The organism is Vreelandella sp. V005, from assembly GCF_052645115.1.
Map to the genome: position 1 here is coordinate 192457 of NZ_JBQXYA010000001.1, position 21531 is coordinate 213987.

Genomic DNA, 21531 nt, shown 5'->3' on the forward strand with positions numbered 1-21531 from the left:
AGCAAAGCGATGGTTAAAAGCAGGTCGCCAAGTGCTCTTTCACGTTCAGGGCGTCATCGACCAGCAGCAGTTGGCGCCATTTATCAAACGTCAGGCAGGGGTGGGAGGCACCAAAGGCAACGATGTCCCCGATCTTAACGTCTTGGCCATCATCAGGCAGCCGCACAAACGTGTGCTGATCCATGATGTGGGTGACTTCCCAGCCAGCCACCGATAGCCGCTGCGCTGGCGTGCCAGCTTCTCGATAGCGACGCAGGGCAATGGGTAGCTGGTCATGGCCAATATCGCGTTTGCCTAGTGCCATGATGGCGAGCCCAGGCTCGGGAAGTGACTGCACCTGGGCAAATACTTCAAGAGCGGGTTTGAGCCCCTGCTGCAAATCGGGTCGTCGGCTCAACACGGCGGACTGCGCCTCGCGGTACAACCCATGGTCGTGTACCACATAGCACCCAGGTCGCAAGATGGGCGTGAAGCTTCCCTGCTGCAGCGCACCGTCAAAGGCTTCGGCAATCACATCATACCAAGCGGAACCTGACGCGGTGACAAGCGGATTTTTTTCAGTAAAGCGTCCAGCAGCTTCGAGCTCTACGGCAACATCAACCAGGTATTTAGCATAGGCTCGGATACCGGCCTCAGGGTTATCCCCATGCACGACACCTTCATAGCCCTCCAATCCTGCCAACAAGAGAGCTGGCTCATCAGCAATGATCTCGGCAAGCGAAAGAATCTGCTGCTGAGTACGGCAACCGCACCGCCCCCCGGTCACGCCCACTTCAATCAGCACTGACAACGTCAAACCACGCTCGGCAAAGAAGCGCCCAAGCTGTCGCACGTTCTCCTGGCTATCGACCACGCAGTAAAACGTCGCCCCTTGCTCGACCAAACTCGCAATAATGGCCATATTAGCCTGACCGACTAGCTGGTTCGCCATCAGCAACCGTGTGACACCATTCGCAAAAGCCGCACGACACTGGGGAGCCGTTGCCAGAGTGATACCCCACGCCCCCGCCTGAAGCTGACATTGGAAAAGCGCTGGCGTCATAGTGGTCTTGCCGTGGGGGGCCAGCTGAGCCCCGTGGGCGTCGGCAAACCGCTGCATCCACTCCAGATTATGGGCAAGCGGCGCCTCATGCACCACAGCCGCAGGCAAGCTGACGCCGGACAACAGGTTGGAGCTGATCTCCACGCCGCCTTTATCTATCGTTACCGCCCCTTTCCGCATGACCCCATCTCCTCGTTCGTGGCGCATGTTAAAACCATCTGGCCCAAAGGGCGCCATGTTAGATACTTTCACGCTTGTTGACTTTAAGATAGAAACTAACATACTTTTTAGGCAAGGCAACCTTCAGGAGTCCACGGTGAGCCAAGAAATCGATATTTTATCCCGTATCACCACTGACTTTGCCGCGCTTCGCGATGCAGAAAAAAAGGTCGCCGAATTGATTTTCGCTGACATCGACTTTGCCACCGAGGCAAGTATCGGCGAGATTGCCCAACGTGCCGGGGTCAGTGATGCCAGTGTGACGCGCTTCGCACGTGCCATCGGCTGCGCTAATGTGCGCGACCTGAAAACGCGCTTGACCCGGGCACTGGCAGCCGGGCGTCGCTTCATCCAGGAAGCAACGCCCGAAGACAGTTCCAGCGTGGTATACGACATCGCTACACAGACCCTGGCACTCAACCGTGACCTGCTGGCCCAGGCGGATGTCGCGGGGGCAGTTGAACAATTGGATGGCGCACGCCAAATATTGGTGTTCGGCTCGGGGGGTGGCTCAAGCACGCTCTCTCAAGAACTGCAGTTTCGACTCGTCCGCTTGGGCTATGCGATCTGCGCCTATCCCCAGGCGCTGCTGCCTCGCATGGTGGCCTCCACCCTCGATCCAGACGATGTCGTCGTAGTGCTCTCAGTGACCGGCTACACCCCGGAGATGGTGGAGTCGGCGCAGATTGCCAAACAGTATGGCGCCAAGGTAATTGCCATTACGGCGTTGAACTCACCGCTCGCCAACACTGCCGACATCGTGCTGCCCATTACCTCCCGTGAAACCGACTTCATCTACCACCCCTCTGCGTCACGCTACGCCATGCTTGCCGTCATCGATGTGCTAGCACTGGAGCTTGCCATGCGCCATCGCGAACGTTCGCGGACCAAGCTGCGCCGGCTCAAGCTCAGCCTGGACGACCATCGCGGCGGTGATAACCGTCAGCCACTAGGAGATTAAGATGGTTTACGACCTGCTGATCCGTAACGCCAACGTGCTCGATGGCTCCGGCGCCCCCTCATTCCTGGCCGACGTGGCAATTCAAGGCGAACGTATCTGCGCTATCGGCAAGATGCCCTATGCCACCGCCACGACCATCATCGAGGCTGAAGAGCGCTATCTGGCACCCGGTTTCATTGATGTTCACACCCATGACGATACCAACGTCATTCGTACCCCCGCGATGCTGCCAAAGCTGACCCAGGGCGTCACCACCGTCGTAGTCGGTAACTGCGGCATAAGCGCAAGCCCGGTCACCCTCGCCACGGATGTTCCCGACCCGATGACCTTACTGGGTGGCGCCGAAGACTTCCGCTATCCAAGCTTCGCTGACTACGCCTCGGCCGTCGATATCGCCAAGCCCAGTATCAATGTGGCCGCTTTAGTCGGGCATACCAGCTTACGCAGCCAAGTAATGGATAGCTTTGACCGCCCTGCTGAAAGCGATGAGATCGCCGCCATGGAAGCACTGCTTCGCCAAGCGCTTGATGAGGGCGCATTAGGGCTGAGTTCCGGGCTTGCCTACCGTAACGCAATACACGCGCCGACCACCGAGATGGCTCCCCTGGTGGCTGCCGTTGGCCACTCAGGAGGCGTCTACACCACTCACCTTCGCGATGAGTTTGCAGGTTTGCTGGAGGCGATGGACGAAGCGTTTGCCACCGCACGCAAAGGCCAAGTACCACTGGTGATCTCGCATCTGAAGTGTGCCGGCGCAGGTAACTGGGGAGGTGCGGGTAAGGCCCTGAAAAAATTGGAAGCTGCCGCTCAGCACCAGCACGCCCACTGCGATTGTTACCCTTACACCGCTGGTTCTTCTACGCTCGACCTGGGCCAAGTGACGGACGAAATAGAGATCACCATTACCTGGTCGCAGCCACACCCGGCGCAGGCGCGGCGACCTTTGAAAGAGATTGCCGCCGAGTGGGAAGTATCGCTGCTGGAAGCCGCCAGACGATTGCAGCCCGCAGGGGCGGTTTACCACAACATGAGTGAAGCGGATATGCAGCAGGTATTGGCGCATCCGCTCGCCATGGTGGGCTCCGACGGCTTACCCAACGATCCGCACCCGCACCCACGCCTTTGGGGTGCCTTTCCACGAGTCCTTGCCCACTACAGTCGCGATTTGAATTTGATGCCGCTGGCTGAAGCGGTACGCAAGATGACCAGTCTTTCAGCTGCCAATTTCGGCTTAACGGATCGAGGTGTCATTCAGGTGGGCGCCTACGCGGATCTTACGCTCTTCGACCTTGCTGTGCTTGAAGATATGGCAAATTACGAAACCCCTATCGTCGCAGCGAAAGGGATCGAGTTAGTCGTGGTGAATGGCCAGCTCGCCTATTACCAGGGTGGCATCACCGCCCAGCGTTCAGGGCGAATGTTACGCCGCACCGAGCGGATTTCCCAAGCGATACCTTCTTTCCCACCCAAACAGGAGTAAACACCATGAGCGTTCAACGTTACGGCACCGAAGGCGGTGTAGGTACCGGCGGTCAAAAACTACCTTTTGCCCGCGCCGTCGAGGCAGGTGGCTGGCTTTACGTCTCCGGACAAACCCCCATGACCGATGGCGAAGTGGTTGAAGGTGGCATTGTCGAGCAGACACGCCTCGCCTTCGATAATTGCTTGGCCATCATGAAGGAAGCCGGTTTCGGCGTTGAAGATGTCGTGCATGTCACCACCGTGCTCACTGATGCGCGCTATTTCAGCTCTTTCAACAAAGTGTTCAAGGAGGTCTTTGGCGACCACCCACCGGCACGCATCTGTAGCGTTCAAGACCTAGTGGTGGATTGCAAAGTAGAGGTCGACGTGAAGTGTTACCGCGCTGATCGCGCCTAGGCAACCCAGAACAATAGCACAAAAAAAGCGCCGCACCCCGGCAAGGGTACAGCGCCAGATTACCGCGTGATTAGGATAAAAAAGCCCCGCGGCAATCGCTTCCATTGCCTACCTTCGGCCGCGGCAACGGCCGGATAAACAACGACAAGAGGTTACCATGAACAGTCAGATATTCCTTACCACCTTTGTGCTCTACATTGTCGCCATGATTGTGTTTGGCTGGTGGGTTTCGCGACATAAACGTGGCAGCGGCGACGACTTTTTGCTGGGCGGACGCAGCGTCCCCCTCTTTCTAACCGTTGGCACCACGGTCGCCACGATGGTGGGTACCGGCTCTAGTATGGGTGCGGTTGGATTCGGTTACGCTAACGGTTGGGCAGGTGCTTTATACGGGCTTGGGGGCGCCGTAGGTATTTTACTGCTCGCGGTCTGTTTTGCCCCCGTACGTAAGCTTCGCTTCATGACCATGAGCGAAGAGCTGGCCTACTACGTTGGCGCAAACCGACTGGTACGCAACGTCGTTGCCCTGCTCATCTATATCGCCTGCATCGGCTGGCTCGGCGCCCATATCCTGGGCGGCGGCCTTTACCTCTCCTGGATGGCAGGGATCGACTTAACCACGGCGCGTATTCTGGTGGCACTGGGCTTTGGTATCTACTGCGTGGTGGGTGGTTATTTTGCGGTTATCTGGACAGACACCATTCAAGCAGTCGTGCTGTTCGCAGGGTTTATCCTCATGGCCGTGCTAGCGCTGGTGGAAGTCGGCGGTTTCTCGGGACTTACCGCAGGCATGGAAGCGAGTGCCACCAGTTTTCTTGGCATCGATCAGATTGGTGCGTTACCGGCGTTGTCACTGGCGGCCGTCATTGCGATTGGCGTGCTGGCAACCCCTTCGTTCCGGCAGCGGATCTATTCCGGTGAATCAGTCAAATCGGTACGTCGCTCGTTCTTAATCACCGGTTTTCTCTATTTAGGCTTCTCGATCATTCCCGCCATTATTGGTATGGCCACTCACGCCCTTAATCCTGGGCTTGAAAATAGCAACTACGCCTTCCCCTTTTTGGCCACTGAAATCATGCCGTTAGGGCTTGGGTTACTGCTGCTCGTCGCTGGCCTCTCGGCCACCATGTCGAGCGCCAGCTCCGACGCCATCGCCGGTGTCTCCACGCTGATCCGTGACCTGTATGTTCTCGCCACGGGCCGCACGCCTTCAGCCCGCAATGTGGTGCGCTTCTCGCGTATTGCGCTGGTGGCAACAATTGGGCTGGCGCTGCTGTTTGCGCTCGCCTCGGACAATGTGATCACCTACATCACCCGCATGATCTCGACGATTCTGTCAGGGCTGTTCGTAAGTGCCATGCTGGGCCGTTTCTGGTCGCGCTATAACTGGCAGGGTGCCATCGCCACGTTAATTTGCGCGTCAGTGACTTCGTTATCGATTATTGCCAATAGCGCCTGGACAGCCTTCTGGGGTAACCCAAGCATCCCCGCGGTGCTAGTAGCGCTGGTAGCGGGTGTGATGGTAAGCCTAGCGACGCCCGCCTCACGCGTAACCTCTGCCCAGGCACTGGCGATTCTCGATGAAGAGCGCAAGCGTATGGAGCAAGTGCCCGAACCCACCCTGACCAGCGCTGAAGCACCCTCGATTACTCGCTAACCGCGAGCCAACCAGCGTTGCCAAAAAAGCCCCACGAGTGACAATTCAATCGTGGGGCTTTGTAGTTTGATCAAGGGTGGATTACCCAGCCGTTAACTGTCGAACCGCCAGTTCTACACCGCGCAATTCAGCCAAGCCGCGTAGTCGGCCGTAAAGCGGATAGCCGGGTGCGGTATGGCGCTTTCGATCATCAAGGAGTTGGTGGCCGTGATCCGGGCGTAGCGGTAAACGCGCCCCACCCTCTCTTTCACGTCTCCGCTCCTCTTCAACCAGCGCTTGAATAACCCCTATCATATCCACATCGCCAGCCAAGTGCGGGGCCTCGTGGAACGTGAACACATCCTCTTCACGCTGGGTGGCGCGCAGGTGAATAAAGTGAATATGCGCGGCGAAGTGGCGGGTCATGGCCACCAAATCATTATCTTCACGAACGCCGTAAGAGCCCGTGCACAGTGTCAAGCCATTGGCGGGACTAGGCACGCAATCGATAATCCATTGGGCATCCTCACGAGCCGACACCACTCGAGGCAGGCCCAATAGCGGCCGCGGCGGATCATCGGGATGGATCGCCATACGAATACCTACCTCTTCTGCCACCGGGATCACCGCCTGCAGAAAGTAGCCAAGGTTTTCTCGCAACCGAGCGGCATCAATATCCGTATACTCTTCTAGCACGGCGCGAAATTGTTCAAGGGTGTAGTGCTCTTCGGCACCCGGCAGCCCAGCAATCAACGTATTGACTAATTTGTCACGGCCAGCGCTATCTAACCCCTCTAGGTGGCGGCGTGCTTGAGCTTTCTCTTGATCGCTGTACTCATGCTCAGCCTCTGGCCGCTGCAGCAGATAAAGATCAAAGGCGGCAAATGCCACCTGATCAAAGCGCAGCGCCAATGCGCCGTCGGGTAACTCGTAGGTCAGGTCGGTACGCGTCCAGTCCAGTATCGGCATAAAGTTGTAGCAAACGGTGTCGATACCGCAGGCCGCCAGGTTACGCAGGGTCTGACAGTAGGTAGCGATCAGGGCATCTCGCTCGGGCAAGCCTTTTTTGATCGACTCATGCACCGGCACGCTTTCCACCACCGACCATGCCAGACCAGCCGCTTCAATCATTTGCTGACGTTCACGGATTGCCTCAACCGGCCAAACCTGATCGTTGGGCACTTCGTGAAGTGCGGTGACGATACCGGTTGCGCCTGTCTGGCGAATCTCTTCTAGCCGAATAGCATCGTTAGGGCCAAACCAGCGCCAGGTATGCTCCATGGTGATCTCCTGTTTGTTAGTTGCGCTCAAGCGCCGCGAGCGCCCCATTCAATCCGTCCTGGGTCAGCGTTTGATACGCCAATAGTACGGCCTGAGCAAACGTCTTATCGGCTGCTAATGCATTAGGCACCACATCGTCCATGGCTAAATAGGCCGCTACCAGTGCGCTGGAATCGGCGCTATGGGTATGATGTAAATCAGCAAAGCGTTTGGCTAGGGGGTCATCGACGGTGTAGCCATTACCTTCTAGGTCTTCGCCAGCGGTGTAGCGAATCCAGGCCGCCATTCCCAGTGCCACGCAAGGCGATGTTTGCCCAGCAGCACTTCGCTTTAGTGCACCAGACAGCCAGCGCTGCGGAAGCTTCTGGCTACCATCCATGGCAATTTGCTGCAGACGGTGGCGCAAACTGTCATTGGCAAAGCGTGCTAACAGAGAATCGGCATAAGCATCTAAATCAATTCCCTCAGGCATATCAAGTGTAGGCGCCGCCTCTTCAAGCATATAGCGACGCAACAGCGAGCGAAGTTTGTCGTGATTGATGCCGTCATAAACCGTTTCGATACTTGAAAGCGCGCCAAGATAGGCAAGCAAGGAGTGGCTACCGTTGAGCATGCGCAGTTTCATGGTTTCAAACGGCGCCACATCGGCGACCATCTCGACCCCCTCGGCTTCCCAATCGGGTCGACCCTGGGGAAAATCATCTTCAACCACCCACTGAGAGAACGCTTCGCATACCACGGCGTTTGGATCGGTAATGCCCAACACCGCTAAGCGCTCAAAATCGGCGTCGGTCATCGCGGGGACGATGCGATCCACCATGCTGCAGGGGAACGCCACTTCACTGGCGATCCAACTGGACAACGCTGCGTCTCGATGCTCGGCCAGTTGCACCACCGCTTGGCGTGTTCGCTGTCCGTTATCCGGCATGTTGTCGCAAGAAAGCACGGTAAAGGGGGCAATGCCTGCCTCACGTCGTCGCGCTAACGCTTCCACCAATAGCCCTGGGGCGGTGCGCGGCTGCTGGGGCGAGGCAATATCGCCAATAATCATGGGGTCATCGGCTTTTAACTCACCGCTCGCGGGGTTTAAAAAGTAGCCCTTCTCGGTGACTGTTAAGGTAACGATACAGGTGTCCACAGAGGCCATGCGCGTCAGCAGCGTCTCCCGATCGCGCCCCCAGTTATTCGAACTATCACGCCCTGAAAAAAGCGACTCTTCTATCACACCAATTTCACGTAGCGTGATGCGCTCGCTGTCGGCGTACTCCGCTACATGATAGCGCTGTCCTGCTGTGCGTAACCCATCGACTAAACCGACGCTAGCCCGCAGGTTAGCGCTGGATACGCCCCAACTAATATCGCCACTGCGCTGGCGATAGCGCTCTAGGTAGACCGCTTGATGGGCGCGGTGGAAAGCGCCTAAACCAAGGTGGACAATCCCGATTTGGCCGCTTGTTGGCGTTGCTTCAATACGCTGTGGAGCCATCATTAATTACTCTCCCATCAGCAAGTTAGGCAGCCAAAGCGAAATCGCCGGGACATAGGTCACCAACAATAGCACCGCCAAGTTGCATAGCAAAAAGGGCACGATGGCTCGCGCCACTGTCAACATGGGCAGTTTGCCAATCCCCGCCACCACGAAGAGGCACACCCCCACCGGCGGTGTTGTCAGCCCAATCATCAGGTTCAATACCGCGATTACTGCAAAGTGGACCGGATCGACACCCACACCAGTCGCTACGCCCACCAAGGCTGGGAAAAGAATAATCAGTGCGGCAATGGTCTCCATAAAAGCACCGACAAATAAAAGAATCAGATTAAGGATAAGTAAAACAATCAGCGGGTTATCGCTAATGGAGAGAATAAGCGCAGCGATCATCTGCGGGATCTGCTCACTGGTGAGTATCCAGCCAAACAGGTTAGCCAACCCTACCATCAGCAGTAGTGCTGAAGAGGTTAATACCGTATCCGACAAAATCGCCGGCAGCTTTTTCCATGTCAGGCCTTTATAGACGTACATACCGACGACCAACGCATAGAGGCAAGCCACAATCGACGCTTCGGTAGGGGTAAAGAAGCCGCCAATGATGCCGTAGAGAATAATCACGGTCATTAGCAGTGCCCAGAAGGCCGTTTTGGCTTCGCGCAATAGCTGCAAAAAAGGTACCCGTTGCTCTTTGGGATAGCCACGCCGAACGGCCAAGATATACACCGTAATCATCATGGCAAGGCCCATTAGAAGCCCAGGCACTGCCCCTGCCAGAAACATCCGCCCGACTGAAATACCGCTAAGCGAACCGGCGATAATCATCGGCACGCTGGGCGGTATGATCGGCCCAACGGTTGAGGAGGCGGCGGTAACGGCCGCTGCAAACGGCTTGTCGTAACCCGAGCGCGCCATACCGGGAATCATCACCGAACCGATGCTGGCGGAATCGGCAACCGCCGTACCGGAGATACCACCGAAAATCATCGACCCGGCCACATTGGCCAAGCCAAGACCGCCGCGAATGTGGCCTAACAAAGCGTTGGAGAAACGCACAATATGATCCGTAATATTGCCTACGTTCATTAAATTGCCAGCCAATACAAAGCCGGGAATACACAGCAGCACGAAGGTGTCGATACCCGCATACATGCGCTGCGGCACAATGGTTAATGAAATGCCTTCAAGCACTAGATAAGAGAGCGAGGCTAGCCCCAACGCAAACGCAATGGGCATTCCCACCAAGAGCAAAACCAAGAAAACACTAAAGAGAATAATAACTTCCATGCTTACGATTCCTGAAGGGAGGCAGAGGAGCGACACATTGCGATAATTCCCTCAAGACACCCCAGCAAGCTGTAAACCAGAAGAAGTGCAAAGGTGACTACCGTTGAAAAAAAGATATACAGCATGGGAACATGCAGCGTTGGCGAGGTTTGCCAAGCGCCGTTCTGCGCATACTGCCAAGCGTAAGGCAGCACCAATAAGGCAAACAGACCAATCAACGCACAGATCAATACTTGAAAGGCTGCCTGCATGCGCGGCCCTAACAGATGATGGAAAAGCTCAACGCTGATGTTTCTGTTCTGTCGCAGCACCACACCAACAGATAGGGCCACCATATAAATAAATAGATAGCGCGAGAGTTCTTCGGTCCAGGCTATCGAAAATGGCAAAAATAGCCTTGAACAAATTTGCAGCAGCACCGTTGCAGCAATCGCCACCAGCGCGACCACGGCCAAGGTCAGAAAGCACTTATCCACCCAGCCAATCATGCGCCCGATTGGGCCTTTTATTTTCGGCACCGCCGACATTGAAGCCAGACTCTCCAACGCTTCCTGTTCAAGCGCTTCTTGATCCGAGTTCATAACCGTATCCTCATGGGCAAGCAGCTTGTGCCTCAGAAAATGGACTGACATATGCCAGCCCATCTTCATTACCAGTTCACTACCAGTACTTTAACCGCGACCTTGCCAGCGACATTACAATCCCTGGATAGCGTCAAAGAGTTCACGCTGCTCTTCGGTTAAGGCCTCAAGCACGGCAGGTCGAGCTTTCTCTGCGAAAGCATCGACATCGACTTCCACAAACTCCATGCCACGCTCCTGTAGCGCTTGCTCAAGACGTGCATGGTCATCAACGAAAAGCTCGGCTTGATACGTCTGCATCGTTTGAGCAGCGTCTCGCACCACCTGCTGAAGCTCTTCCGGCATATTTTCTAACTGGTTACGCCCAATCACCACGTAGATCCAGCTGCGCACATGGCCGGTCATGTTGACGTAGTCCTGCACCTCATTGAAGCTGGCGCTTTCGATCAGACTAAGCGGGTTTTCTTGCCCTTCCAGGGTGTTTTGCTGAAGTGCGGTGAACACTTCGCTAAATGCCATTGGGGTGGGTCGTGCCCCCATCGCCTGCCAGGTATCAACGAAGAGCGGCACGTTAGGTACGCGCAGACGTAACCCATCCAGCTCTTCTGGCGTGCGAATGGGACGATTGGACGTCAGCTCACGAGGGCCACGCTCAAACCACGCCAAGGGAACCAGGTTAGTACGCTCGGTAATTTGCGCCTCGATCTCAGCACCGATATCGCCATTCACCGCCGCATGGAGGTGCTCAGAGTCACGAAAGGCGTAAGGTACTGCCATCATCGCGGCTTTAGGTGCCCAGTTCTGTAAGCTCTCACCGGTAATAGTCATATCCGCCGTGCCCAGCTGAATACTGTTGATCACGTCCATCTCATTACCCAGCTGCTCGCTGGGATAGAGACGCACCTCGATCTGCCCATCAGAGTTTGCTTCGACCTCCTCTTTGAATTTCTCGGCAGCTTGGTGCCAAATGTTCTGCTCATTGGCTAAATGGCCAAAACGCAGAGTAAAATCGGCGGCCATTAGTGAGTGACTGCCTAGCATGGCGGCCCCAAGAACGGCGCTGGTGATAAGTCGTTTGATCATTATCTTTCTCCTGCATACGGGTGTTGTTAATTGTTAATTGCAGCCATTAATTGCGCATGGGTTGGCATGGGTTGGTTTAGCCTTCTCAAGCACTGATTTGAATCAGCACCTTGCGGGCCTCTTCTGGTCGGTGATCAAGCATATTGATGGCGCTGGGCATGTCGCTTAGCGGCAACCGATGGCTGACTAACGCCAACGGGTCCAGCTGCCCACTTGCCATTAGCTTTAGCACCTCCGGAAACTTACGGTTGTTAAGTCGTGACCCTACCAAGGTCAGCTCTTTCTTAATCACCTCTAACTGCACCAGCTCGCTGGGCTGAACGCTAAAGCCCAGTAGACCAATGCGCCCTGCTGGCGACGCTAAACGCAGCATTTGCGGTAACAGCGCTGGGACGCAGGCCGCATCGGCAATTAGCGGTACGCCTTCCCCTTGGGTTAAGGCAAGCACCTCTTTTTCCACATCCTGCTCGCGGCTATTCAATACCTGCGTTGCCCCAAGCTGTTTTGCCGCCGCTAATCGCTCATTAATAACGTCAGTGACGATGACCTCTTCGATACCCTTGGCCAGGGCCATCTGCAGGATCGTAAGACCAATAACACCGGCACCCAGAATCATGAGTCGGTCACCCGGGTGCGGCTGCATACGATCAAGCACGTTGGCGGCAATGGTGTATGGCTCAACCAAGGCAGCAGCGTCTAGTCCGATATGATCAGGTAGCTGATGTACGTTAGCCGCGGGGACAACAACCAACTCTTCAAAACCACCATCGCGATGCACGCCGATCACTTCAAGCGAACTGCACACGTTGGGACGGCCAATGCGGCATGGATAGCAGTTGCCGCAGCTAATAACCGGATCAACACACACGCGAGATCCGACGACTACGTCCGTCACGCCCTCTCCTACCGCTTCCACTACCCCGGCGAACTCATGGCCAGTAATGCGAGGAAAACGCACAAAGGCGTTGTCGCCATGGATAATGTGCATATCCGAGCCGCAGATACCGGCAAATGCGACGCGTACCAACGCTTCACCAGCGGCCACCTTGGGCGGCTCAATTTCCATGATTTGATAGTCATGGGGCGCCTTTACCTGAAATGCTTTCATCTAGATGGCCTCCTTTACCAGTGCCACAAGGTGCCGTCTTCTAACCGGTTCACCGGCAGGCTGGCGCGCTTATAGGGGTATTGCTTGGCTAACTGCTCATCGATATCCACACCGTGCCCCGCCTTTTCACCAACGATGAAATGGCCATCCTCAAAGCGATAGTCGTGGGGGAAGACCTCATCAGTGGCGCGGGTATGCGGCATATATTCCTGAATACCGAAATTAGGCACCCAAGTGTCAAAGTGAATCGCCGCGCCCAGGCAAACCGGCGAAAGATCCGTCGGCCCGTGGAAGCCAGTACGCACATGATAAAGGCCCGCTAAATCAGCAATGCGACGCATATGGGTAATGCCGCCAGCATGCGTCAGAGTGGCGCGGATATAGTCGATCCACTGATTTTCAATCAACGCTTTGGCGTCATATAGACTGTTAAAGACTTCACCTACGGCCAGCGGTGTCGTGGTGTGCTGGCGGATAAGTCCAAACGCCTCCTGGTTTTCTGCCGGGACGCAGTCCTCGAGCCAAAAGAGATGATAGGGCTCCACTTCTTTACCTAAGCGAGCAGCTTCAATGGGCGTCAGTCGGTGATGAACATCGTGTAGCACGTGCAAGTCATCACCAAAGCGCTCACGTACGGCGGCAAATAGTTTAGGCACATGGTTTAAGTATTTACTGGTACTCCACACGTGCTCGGCGGGCAAATCCGCATCGGCAGGCTCATAAGGCTCGCCATCCTTTTTGGCGACGCCATAAATACTCGCAATACCGGGCACGCCAGCTTGAACGCGCACCGCTTTATAGCCTTCAGCCACATGGCGAGCGACTTCTTCCAGGCACGCGTCAATATCGCGTCCCGTCGCATGGCCATACACCATCACTCGATCACGGCTCTTACCCCCTAACAATTGATACAGCGGCATACCCGCGAGCTTTGCTTTGATATCCCAAAGCGCCATATCAACGGCAGCAATCGCACTCATGGTCACGGGGCCACGACGCCAGTAAGCGCCGCGGTAAAGGTAGTGCCAGATATCTTCGATACGCTGAGGGTCACGACCGATTAATGCCGGGATAACGTGCTCCTCTAGGTAAGCCACAACGGCCATTTCGCGCCCATTGAGCGTCGCATCACCAATGCCGTACTCGCCTTGATCGGTCACAATTTTCAGTGTCACAAAATTGCGCCCCGGCGAGGTCACAATGGTGTAAGCCTGCTCAATTTTCATTGGATACTCTCCTGCTTCAGGGCTGGGCTTTGTTGTTCTTCAAATGCTGTTTTTCCTTCAAACATCGCGGGGAAACGACGGACTAGGTCGGGCATAGAGACCAAAATTTCACGCAAATGCAGCGCCATCGCTTCTTCAGCTTGCTGAGTGTCTCGTGCCTCAATGGCAGCAACGATACTGGCATGCTGATCCACAAGCCGTTCCAGCGGAGTGCTATGGGGCACACTCAGGTAGCGCACCCGGTCAAGCTGCGCACGAACTTCCTCGATGACTTTCCAGGCGGCGTGCTGTTTAACCCCTAGGGAAAGCGTGCGGTGGAAGGCTTCATCAAGACGGTAAAATCGATCGTTGTCATTCGGTTCAATACAGCGACGCTGGCGGGCCAACAGATCGTGCAAATCGGTTAGCACTGTTGGCTCAAGGCCTTTTTCAGCGGCCAGCCTTACAATGGCAACTTCAACTGCTTCACGTACAAAACGCGCCTCGAGCACCGCCTGCTGGGATATCTTGACCACATAGGTGCCGCGTTGAGGTTTCACCTCTACCAGCCCAGCCTCAGATAGCCTGATAAAAGCTTCACGCACCGGCTGTCGGCTCACCGAAAATGTGTCGGCAAGCTCCTTTTCCGACAGCGCCTGACCAGGCGCCAGCACCATCTGAATAATCGACTGCCTCAGCACATGAAATAGCCGTTGGCGAACCGACTCCCCTTCGTGGGTTTCCTGCCATAGCGTTTGTAATGTCGTCTGCATTGCACCTGATCCTAATAGAGTTGCCCGTAACGTTTAGCGACAGGAACTGATATGACTAGTATGGTAGTAGACAGGCAATAAAAAAAGACTAACATGCTTAGCCTTTAGTCGATGCCTCGCCGCACGGGTTTTTAGAACAGAGTTGTAGAAGAGAGGTTATCAAAACGCTGACAGGGGATCACGCGGGGTAGTGGTACTAACAGTAATCAGAGAGATTGGCTTGCCCCTCCCAAAATCACTCTCGCTTGCCTGAGTAGTCCTGTCGGGCACAGCTATTGCCCAGCTAACTTGCATGCCACCTCACCTTACTCATGGGCGCGCACGTATACTACCAACTTAAAACTGGACAACTTGCCCAATAAATCCCGTTTTTTTAATTGACCTCTTTTAACATAGTAAGGGCACTTTCTCTCACGCATTTGACGATACATATTTTCAAAATACCGGGTTCTCTCTTCCCCTGCACATGAGCGTAAAGAGGCGTACTCTTGAAATCCTCCTTTTTATACCATCGTCGCCATGTTCGCATGAACCTATTAGTGTTCGTCATTGATACGACGCTTCTAGGCATAGCCTTGGCAAGCCGGGCTTTCCCGTAATGTTTCCCACATGTCTCGGTAAATTTTTTTGGCAGCATACCTCGGTGTCGAGCCAAACGATGAAGCTCTTTTATAAGTTCATCCGCTTCAAATCCACTGACTTCCTATACAAAACATTTTTTCACAAAAACAAAAATATAATTAAATAAAAAACTAATAAAATAGCTTTAATCAAATAGTTTTAATGCCTTCAGTTCGATAACCATTACCTAGAAAATTATAGGATATAAACTAAGCACAAAGAAGAACGAAATGTTAACTTCGCTGGTGAGTCGAAAAATAGCGTTTTTTTCACGTATGTAGGCATGCAGACTAAGAAAAGCAGTGACGAAGCCGATAGCTTGATACGTATCCCTTTCATAGCCTTGCTGCGTTATGATGACTTGATACAGACGACTGAATAAGATCACCACTGCTTAGTAAGTGCCAGGTAAGGCTCAAGGCTGTGTTGATGCTGGTTAATACGAGCCTAGGAGAGAGTAATGCAGGTAATTCAGACAAACGACAATTCAAAGGACTTAGTCTTGACGACTGAATTGCCTACATTTTTGGTTGCTGATCTACTCAAATGCCCAGACCTGCCGACGCTTCCCGCTGTTGCTGTGGAAATTTTAAAATTAGCGCGCACTGAAAATCCTTCGGTTAACGACTACGCCAATGCTATTGAGCGTGATCCTGCCTTGACCATGCGTATCATTACGCTCGCTAATAGCGCTTTTTTTTCACGCACCCATACCAAAGTGCATGCCTGTCAGGAAGCGACCGCACGTTTAGGCTTGGACGCCACGCTGGCAGCGGTGATGAGTTTTAGCCTGCTGCAAAATAGAGGTGTCGATACACACTATCAACATGTATGGATGCGCTCTATCATCGCCTCATTGGCCGCACGCCACCTTGCTATTCACCTGTGTCCTCATATGTCAGGGGCAGTATTTACGGCAGCTCTACTTCAAGATATTGGCATTATGGCGCTAAGGGCCACCTATCCATCAGAAATTAGCAATTTATATAATGAAGATGCCCTATCCCATCGGCAGCTAACTGAATCAGAAGAGCGGCTTTTTGGCTGTGACCACTCTCAAGTTGGCGCTTGGATTGCCGCCAAGTGGGGAGTTCCTACCCCGCTCACTCAGCGAATTGGGGACAGCCACCGCGAATACGACATCGCTGTTCCAGATATGCTCTGCATACAGCTTTCTGGCCCTATTGCCGATGCTTGGCTATCGTCACATCCCGCACAATCTCTGGTAACGGTCATTAGAGAGTTTGAAACTTATCAGAATGCTCACTCAATTTCCCTACGCCTTTTATTAGAAAATATCCAGGAACAGTTACCAGCGCTAGCCGACATGTTGCAAATGGCAGCCCCACCAATGCAGGACAATGAATCCCTGTTAGCTGAGGCTCAGCAACTGCTATTTCGTCAAACGCTACAGCTTAATGCACGTCTTGATGTTCAACAGGCTGAGCTCGCATCTTTACGCCAGCGACAGGATAAATTGGAAGAGCGTTCGCGAACAGATACGTTAACCGGCCTTGCTAATCGCTCTTGGCTTGAGGAACAAATGCAAAAACGCTTTGTTTTATGCCAAGAACAGGCGCACATAATGTCAGTGGTATTCATCGATCTTGATCACTTCAAAAAATTAAATGATCAGTACGGGCATCAAATGGGCGATCAAGTGCTCGAAAAATTTGGCAAAACGCTACAGGCATTAATTCGTGAGGGAGATTTAGCAGGACGGTGGGGTGGTGAAGAGTTTCTGATAATCTTGCCGGATGAAAACGCCAAAGCCGCCCATGTATTCGCTAGGAGAATTATTCAACGGCTTGAAAAAACGCCTATGGCCAGCGATGGGCAATATCCCATTCATGTATCGGTTTCTATAGGGATAGCCTGCTCAGATGATGGAGGGTTTGCCAACGCCGATGAACTTATTGATGCGGCCGATAAATGCATGTACTTCATCAAACGAACTGGGCGTGGCGGAATAGCTGTTTACGGCGAGCGCAGCACACCGATGACACCTATCGATGACTAGCCCGTGGGCGTTGCATTTAGCGCGCTGCATCACCAAAAGAGCAGCTTATGTTGGAACTTCATCAGGTACACAAAACCTACAAGACGCCTCAAGGGTGGTTAAACGTACTCGATAATGTCTCTTTTCGACTAGGGTCGGGCCAAAGCATGGCCTTGATGGGCGAATCGGGAAGTGGCAAATCTACCCTATTACATTTGGCGGCCGGATTAGACCTCCCCGATACAGGCCGCATCACTCTTGCAGGGAATAACGTCGCCTCACTAGCGGAACCCGCACGCGCTAAACTTCGTCGTGAATCATTGGGCTTAGTGTTCCAGCAGTTTCATTTAGTGCCTAGCCTCACGGTGATCGATAATCTGCGCCTGCAAGCGCGCCTAGCCAACCGTGAAACTGCCGAGTGGTCCACCTATCTGATCCAACGGCTGGGGCTTGAAGGCCTAGAAAAACGTTACCCTGAACAGCTTTCCGGTGGGCAGCAGCAGCGTTTGGCGATTGGCCGCGCCCTGGCGCCGCGCCCGCCCCTGCTGCTAGCGGATGAGCCCACGGGTAATTTAGATGAAATCACCGCGGGCGAAGTGCTTGAACTGCTCGTGAGCCTTGTTCACGAAACCCAGTGCGCATTACTGGTGGTCACCCATAGCCCGCAAGTGGCGGCACCGCTTGATCGCTGCCTGCGCCTGCGTCACGGCCAATTAGTAAGCGTGGCGCTATGATCAAAGCGCTGCCCACAGTACTGGCCACGCTTCTCACCCATTACCGTCGTCACCCCGGCCAGCTAGCCATGCTGCTGCTCGGCCTTTGGGTGGCCAGCGCCTTGTGGAGCGGTATTCAGGCAATCAATGCCACGGCGCGCGATAGCTATGCCCGTGCCGATGCACTGTTTACCACTCAGTTGGACCAACTTGAGAGACGCGATGGTACTCCCTTCACGCAAGCCAATTACTACGCCTTACGTCAGGCAGGCTTACCCGTTTCTCCTATGTTAGAAGGGGAAATCGTTCTTCAGGATGGTACCCGGTTAACGCTGATCGGCATTGATCCGCTGACCCTGCCCAGCGATAACGCGCTGGCCGAAGCAGACTCCGCAGGGGCATTGACTGATTTTCTAACACCGCCTTGGCAAACGCGCGTAGCACCCGACACATTAACGACCACTCCCGAGTTAGCTAATGGCAAAACGCTACCGCCGCACGTGCTGGTGCCAGCACTACCGCCAGACACGCTAATAATGGATATTGCCGCCGCCGCACGCCTTCTGGAGAGCGGTGAAGCGATAACGCGACTCGTGGCCGCTCCCGGTTCACTCGCTGATGCGCCTGCCGGGCTAACACTCACCCGCGCCAGTAGCCTCGCCTCCCCCGGCCAACTAACCGAAAGTTTTCATTTAAACCTGACGGCCTTAGGGCTCCTTGCCTGGGTGGTAGGGCTATTGATAGTTCAAGCTGCCCTGGGCCTCGCCTTGGAACAGCGTTTGGGTATGCTGCGTACGCTGCGGGTGCTGGGGGTTTCAGGGCGCAGTCTGGTGCTGGCACTCAGCGTAGAACTCATTGTCATCGGCCTGATCGGTGCGCTGGCGGGCATTGCCAGTGGCGTATGGCTAGCACGCCTGCTACTCCCTGATGTCGCTGCCACCCTGGGCTCACTCTATGGTGCGGGGGTCGGCAGAGAACTTAGCTTACCCTGGCATTACTGGCTAGGCGGGCTCACGGTCAGCCTCGGCGGACTGTTGCTGGCAGGCAGCAGTGTGCTGTGGCGGGCGGCACGCTTAAACCTGCTGGCGTTAGGGCAGCTACAGGCTTGGCGCAGCGGGTATCGGCAGCAGTTAACCTTCATGGGCATCGGTGGCGCAGTCGCGATGGGCGTTTCGCTAGCGCTGTATCTTTGGTTACGCTTTCAGCCCCCAGGGAATGGCTTAGCAGCAGGCTTTGGGTTAATTGCCTCGTTACTTCTCGCCAGCGCGCTATGGCTGCCACCCTTGCTAGCCTTGGTGCTAAAAGCGCTGATACACCTCACCCGACGGCGACCGCTGATTCACTGGGCAGTGGCGGATATGCAGCTTCAGTTGCCTAAACTTTCGCTCGCCATGATGGCACTACTCATCGCGCTCGCCACCAACTTGGGCGTCGGCAGTATGGTCGGCGGCTTTCGTCTCACTTTTTTGGACTGGCTTGATCAACGCCTTGTCGCCCCGCTCTATGTAAACGCACCCGCCGAGCAATATGAAGCAATTGATGCTTGGCTGGCTGGGCGGCCAGAGGTGGCAGAACGCCTACTTACCCGTCGTAGCGATGCTACCTTAGCGCGAATTACCACTCCCGAAGGCAGCCGTTCACTCGGCACCCCTACCGAGCTCTACGGCATTACCCCAGGCGAGTCATTAACGCCGCACTGGCCCTTGCTGGCAACCCAGCAAGGGCGTCATGCTGCTTGGGCAGCCTTTGAAAAAGAGGCTGTGTTCGTTAACGAGCAACTCGCTACTGCTGAGAACCTTTCCCCTGGCGACCAGCTAACCATTGATGCCCCAGGTGCCAATGCCACACTGCTTATCGCAGCCGTCTACCCCGACTATGGCAATCCCAGTGGTCAGGTGCTTATGGCATCGCCCCAGCTTGCCAGGCGATTTGATGCGCCGCCTGGCTCGATGGGCGTAGTGCTGCATGATAACGCCGATGTAGAAGCGCTGCGCAGCGCCCTTAGCGCACGTTTTAAGCTAAGCCGCGATGCGCTTAGCGACCAGCGCGAGATCAAACGTGTCGCCACCGAGGTTTTTGAGCGAACCTTTACAATTACCCGCGCACTTAATGTATTGACCCTTGTGGTCGCCGCACTGGCTTTGCTGGCCAGCCTACTCGCCCAGGCCCGCAGCCGGCGCCAACAGTTGGCACCGCTTTGGGCGCTGGGTATTTCTCGCTCTAAGCTTGCCCAACTCAGCTTGGCACAGCTGGGGGGCGCGGCCTTGATGACTGGCTTACTGGCAATTCCGCTGGGCATTGCCATTACCTGGGGCTTGGTCGCCATCATCAACGTAGCCGCCTTCGGCTGGCGATTACCGCTCTATCTGTTCCCCAGTGAAATGGCCGTTACGCTGGCGACCACGGTCACTGTGGCACTCCTTTCGGCAGCACTGCCAGCGCTGCGCTTCTGGCGGACCTCGCCGCGCACACTTCTGGCCGAAGAGGCCAACCAATGAGCCTAATTAGACTGCTAATACTCATCACAGCCCTGAACCTAAGCGGCTGTGGCCCTGAGGATCAGCCTACGACGAGTAACGCTGGCTTCGCCGGTTTGGGCCAGAACGCCGATGGCTTTCAACATGCTGAGCCCAACCAAGTGCTGGCGTTCCCAACGGATCACGCCGCCCACCCGGATTACCGTATCGAGTGGTGGTATTTAACCGCTAATCTGCAAGATACCGACGGTGAGCCACTGGGCCTGCAGTGGACGCTCTTTCGCCAAGCGCTGATGCCACCCAGCGAGCGCCCTACCCCTACGCCTTGGGCCGCCGACCAGCTCTGGATGGCGCATATGGCGGTTTCCCAAGGCGAGCAGCACCAAGTGGCCGAACGTTTCGGGCGCAGCCATTCACAGGCAGAAGCGATCACTCCCCAGCAAAGCCAGGCAGGCGCCACCGCTAGCCCTTTTCATGCCTGGCTGGATGACTGGCAGCTAAAAGCCAACGAAAAAGCGGCTAGCCCCGATTTCAGCCACCTGACGCTCAGTGCCTACAGCGGAGAAGGCACTGAGCGTTTTGGCTATTCGCTATCGCTTTCTGCCGAAGGACCGCTGGTGCTGCATGGCAGACAGGGCTTCAGCCAGAAAGCCGCCAATGGCCAAGGCTCAATGTATTACAGCCAACCCTTCTGGCAGATAACCGGCGAAGTCACCCTTCACGGCGAGACCAAAACGGTCAGCGGGCGCGGTTGGCTGGATCGTGAGTGGAGCAGCCAACTATTGGACGCCCGCCAATCCGGCTGGGACTGGTTCTCGATTCACCTTGATGACGGTCACAAGCTGATGGCGTTTCAACTACGCGGCGGCGGTGACGGCGAGGAAGGAAGCGACTATCGCTCCGGCTCCTGGATAACGCCCCAAGGCCAAACTACATCACTGACCAACACGGATATAACCATGACACCGCTAGCCACCTCCGTAGTGGCCGGGCGGGATATTCCTACCCGCTGGCGTCTGGAGGTGCCGTCAGTTAACGTAGATGTCAACGTCGAAGCGCCCTACGCCAATCGTTGGATGACCACCAGCGTGCCCTACTGGGAGGGCGAAGTGGTGGTCAACGACCACGCCAGCGGCGAATCAATTGGCGAGAGCTACCTGGAAATGACCGGCTATTAACAA

At 55.1% G+C, this 21531-nt stretch carries 17 protein-coding genes; 8 read left to right on the top strand and 9 right to left on the bottom strand.

Annotated features, from left to right (window positions below; all coding sequences use genetic code 11):
• Window positions 1-13: 13 nt before the first annotated feature.
• Window positions 14-1222 (bottom strand): amino acid deaminase, encoded by a 1209-nt coding sequence (locus ACUN8H_RS00915; RefSeq protein ID WP_445530321.1) that lies wholly within the window; start codon window positions 1220-1222, stop codon window positions 14-16.
• A gap of 136 nt (window positions 1223-1358) precedes the next feature.
• On the opposite strand from ACUN8H_RS00915, the gene ACUN8H_RS00920 reads away from it, so the two are divergent.
• The 4 genes from ACUN8H_RS00920 to ACUN8H_RS00935 all read left to right on the top strand — a co-directional run bounded on the left by ACUN8H_RS00920 (window position 1359) and on the right by ACUN8H_RS00935 (window position 5757).
• Complete coding sequence (locus tag ACUN8H_RS00920) at window positions 1359-2222, top strand: MurR/RpiR family transcriptional regulator (protein WP_445530322.1); 864 nt, start codon at window positions 1359-1361, stop codon at window positions 2220-2222.
• Window position 2223: 1 nt separating this feature from the next.
• Window positions 2224-3702, top strand: a complete 1479-nt coding sequence (locus ACUN8H_RS00925; protein WP_445530323.1) for an N-acyl-D-amino-acid deacylase family protein — start codon at window positions 2224-2226, stop codon at window positions 3700-3702.
• A gap of 5 nt (window positions 3703-3707) precedes the next feature.
• Window positions 3708-4100: a RidA family protein gene (locus tag ACUN8H_RS00930; protein WP_445530324.1), complete on the top strand. Its 393-nt coding sequence runs from the start codon at window positions 3708-3710 to the stop codon at window positions 4098-4100.
• Between the two features lie 157 nt (window positions 4101-4257).
• Window positions 4258-5757, top strand: coding sequence for a sodium:solute symporter family protein (locus ACUN8H_RS00935; protein WP_445530325.1), 1500 nt, complete (start codon window positions 4258-4260; stop codon window positions 5755-5757).
• An 81-nt stretch (window positions 5758-5838) separates the two neighbouring features.
• Here the strand turns inward: ACUN8H_RS00935 and uxuA are convergent, their stop codons facing one another.
• The 8 genes from uxuA to ACUN8H_RS00975 all read right to left on the bottom strand — a co-directional run bounded on the left by uxuA (window position 5839) and on the right by ACUN8H_RS00975 (window position 14540).
• Complete coding sequence (gene uxuA, locus ACUN8H_RS00940) at window positions 5839-7017, bottom strand: mannonate dehydratase (RefSeq protein ID WP_445530326.1); 1179 nt, start codon at window positions 7015-7017, stop codon at window positions 5839-5841.
• Between the two features lie 16 nt (window positions 7018-7033).
• Window positions 7034-8506 (bottom strand): mannitol dehydrogenase family protein, encoded by a 1473-nt coding sequence (locus ACUN8H_RS00945; RefSeq protein WP_445530327.1) that lies wholly within the window; start codon window positions 8504-8506, stop codon window positions 7034-7036.
• 3 nt (window positions 8507-8509) lie between these two features.
• Window positions 8510-9790, bottom strand: a complete 1281-nt coding sequence (locus tag ACUN8H_RS00950) for a TRAP transporter large permease (protein ID WP_445530328.1) — start codon at window positions 9788-9790, stop codon at window positions 8510-8512.
• Window positions 9791-9792: 2 nt separating this feature from the next.
• Window positions 9793-10371, bottom strand: coding sequence for a TRAP transporter small permease (locus ACUN8H_RS00955; RefSeq protein WP_445530329.1), 579 nt, complete (start codon window positions 10369-10371; stop codon window positions 9793-9795).
• 114 nt (window positions 10372-10485) lie between these two features.
• Entirely contained in the window at window positions 10486-11454 is a 969-nt protein-coding gene (locus ACUN8H_RS00960; protein WP_445530330.1) for a TRAP transporter substrate-binding protein, read from the bottom strand.
• 85 nt (window positions 11455-11539) lie between these two features.
• Window positions 11540-12562, bottom strand: coding sequence for a Zn-dependent oxidoreductase (locus ACUN8H_RS00965; RefSeq protein WP_445530331.1), 1023 nt, complete (start codon window positions 12560-12562; stop codon window positions 11540-11542).
• A gap of 14 nt (window positions 12563-12576) precedes the next feature.
• Complete coding sequence (manD, locus tag ACUN8H_RS00970) at window positions 12577-13788, bottom strand: D-mannonate dehydratase ManD (RefSeq protein ID WP_445530332.1); 1212 nt, start codon at window positions 13786-13788, stop codon at window positions 12577-12579.
• On the bottom strand, window positions 13785-14540 hold the full coding sequence (locus ACUN8H_RS00975; protein ID WP_445530333.1) for a GntR family transcriptional regulator: 756 nt from the start codon (window positions 14538-14540) through the stop codon (window positions 13785-13787). Before ACUN8H_RS00975 ends, manD begins: the two co-directional genes overlap by 4 nt.
• Window positions 14541-15621: 1081 nt before the next feature.
• On the opposite strand from ACUN8H_RS00975, the gene ACUN8H_RS00980 reads away from it, so the two are divergent.
• The 4 genes from ACUN8H_RS00980 to ACUN8H_RS00995 are packed head-to-tail and all read left to right on the top strand — an operon-like array spanning window position 15622 to window position 21528.
• A complete protein-coding gene (locus ACUN8H_RS00980) occupies window positions 15622-17181 on the top strand; it encodes a sensor domain-containing diguanylate cyclase (protein ID WP_445530334.1) in 1560 nt (519 codons plus the stop codon).
• 47 nt (window positions 17182-17228) lie between these two features.
• Window positions 17229-17894, top strand: a complete 666-nt coding sequence (locus ACUN8H_RS00985) for an ABC transporter ATP-binding protein (protein WP_445530335.1) — start codon at window positions 17229-17231, stop codon at window positions 17892-17894.
• Entirely contained in the window at window positions 17891-20371 is a 2481-nt protein-coding gene (locus ACUN8H_RS00990; protein ID WP_445530336.1) for an FtsX-like permease family protein, read from the top strand. Before ACUN8H_RS00985 ends, ACUN8H_RS00990 begins: the two co-directional genes overlap by 4 nt.
• Complete coding sequence (locus ACUN8H_RS00995; protein ID WP_445530337.1) at window positions 20368-21528, top strand: lipocalin-like domain-containing protein; 1161 nt, start codon at window positions 20368-20370, stop codon at window positions 21526-21528. Before ACUN8H_RS00990 ends, ACUN8H_RS00995 begins: the two co-directional genes overlap by 4 nt.
• Window positions 21529-21531: the final 3 nt, after the last annotated feature.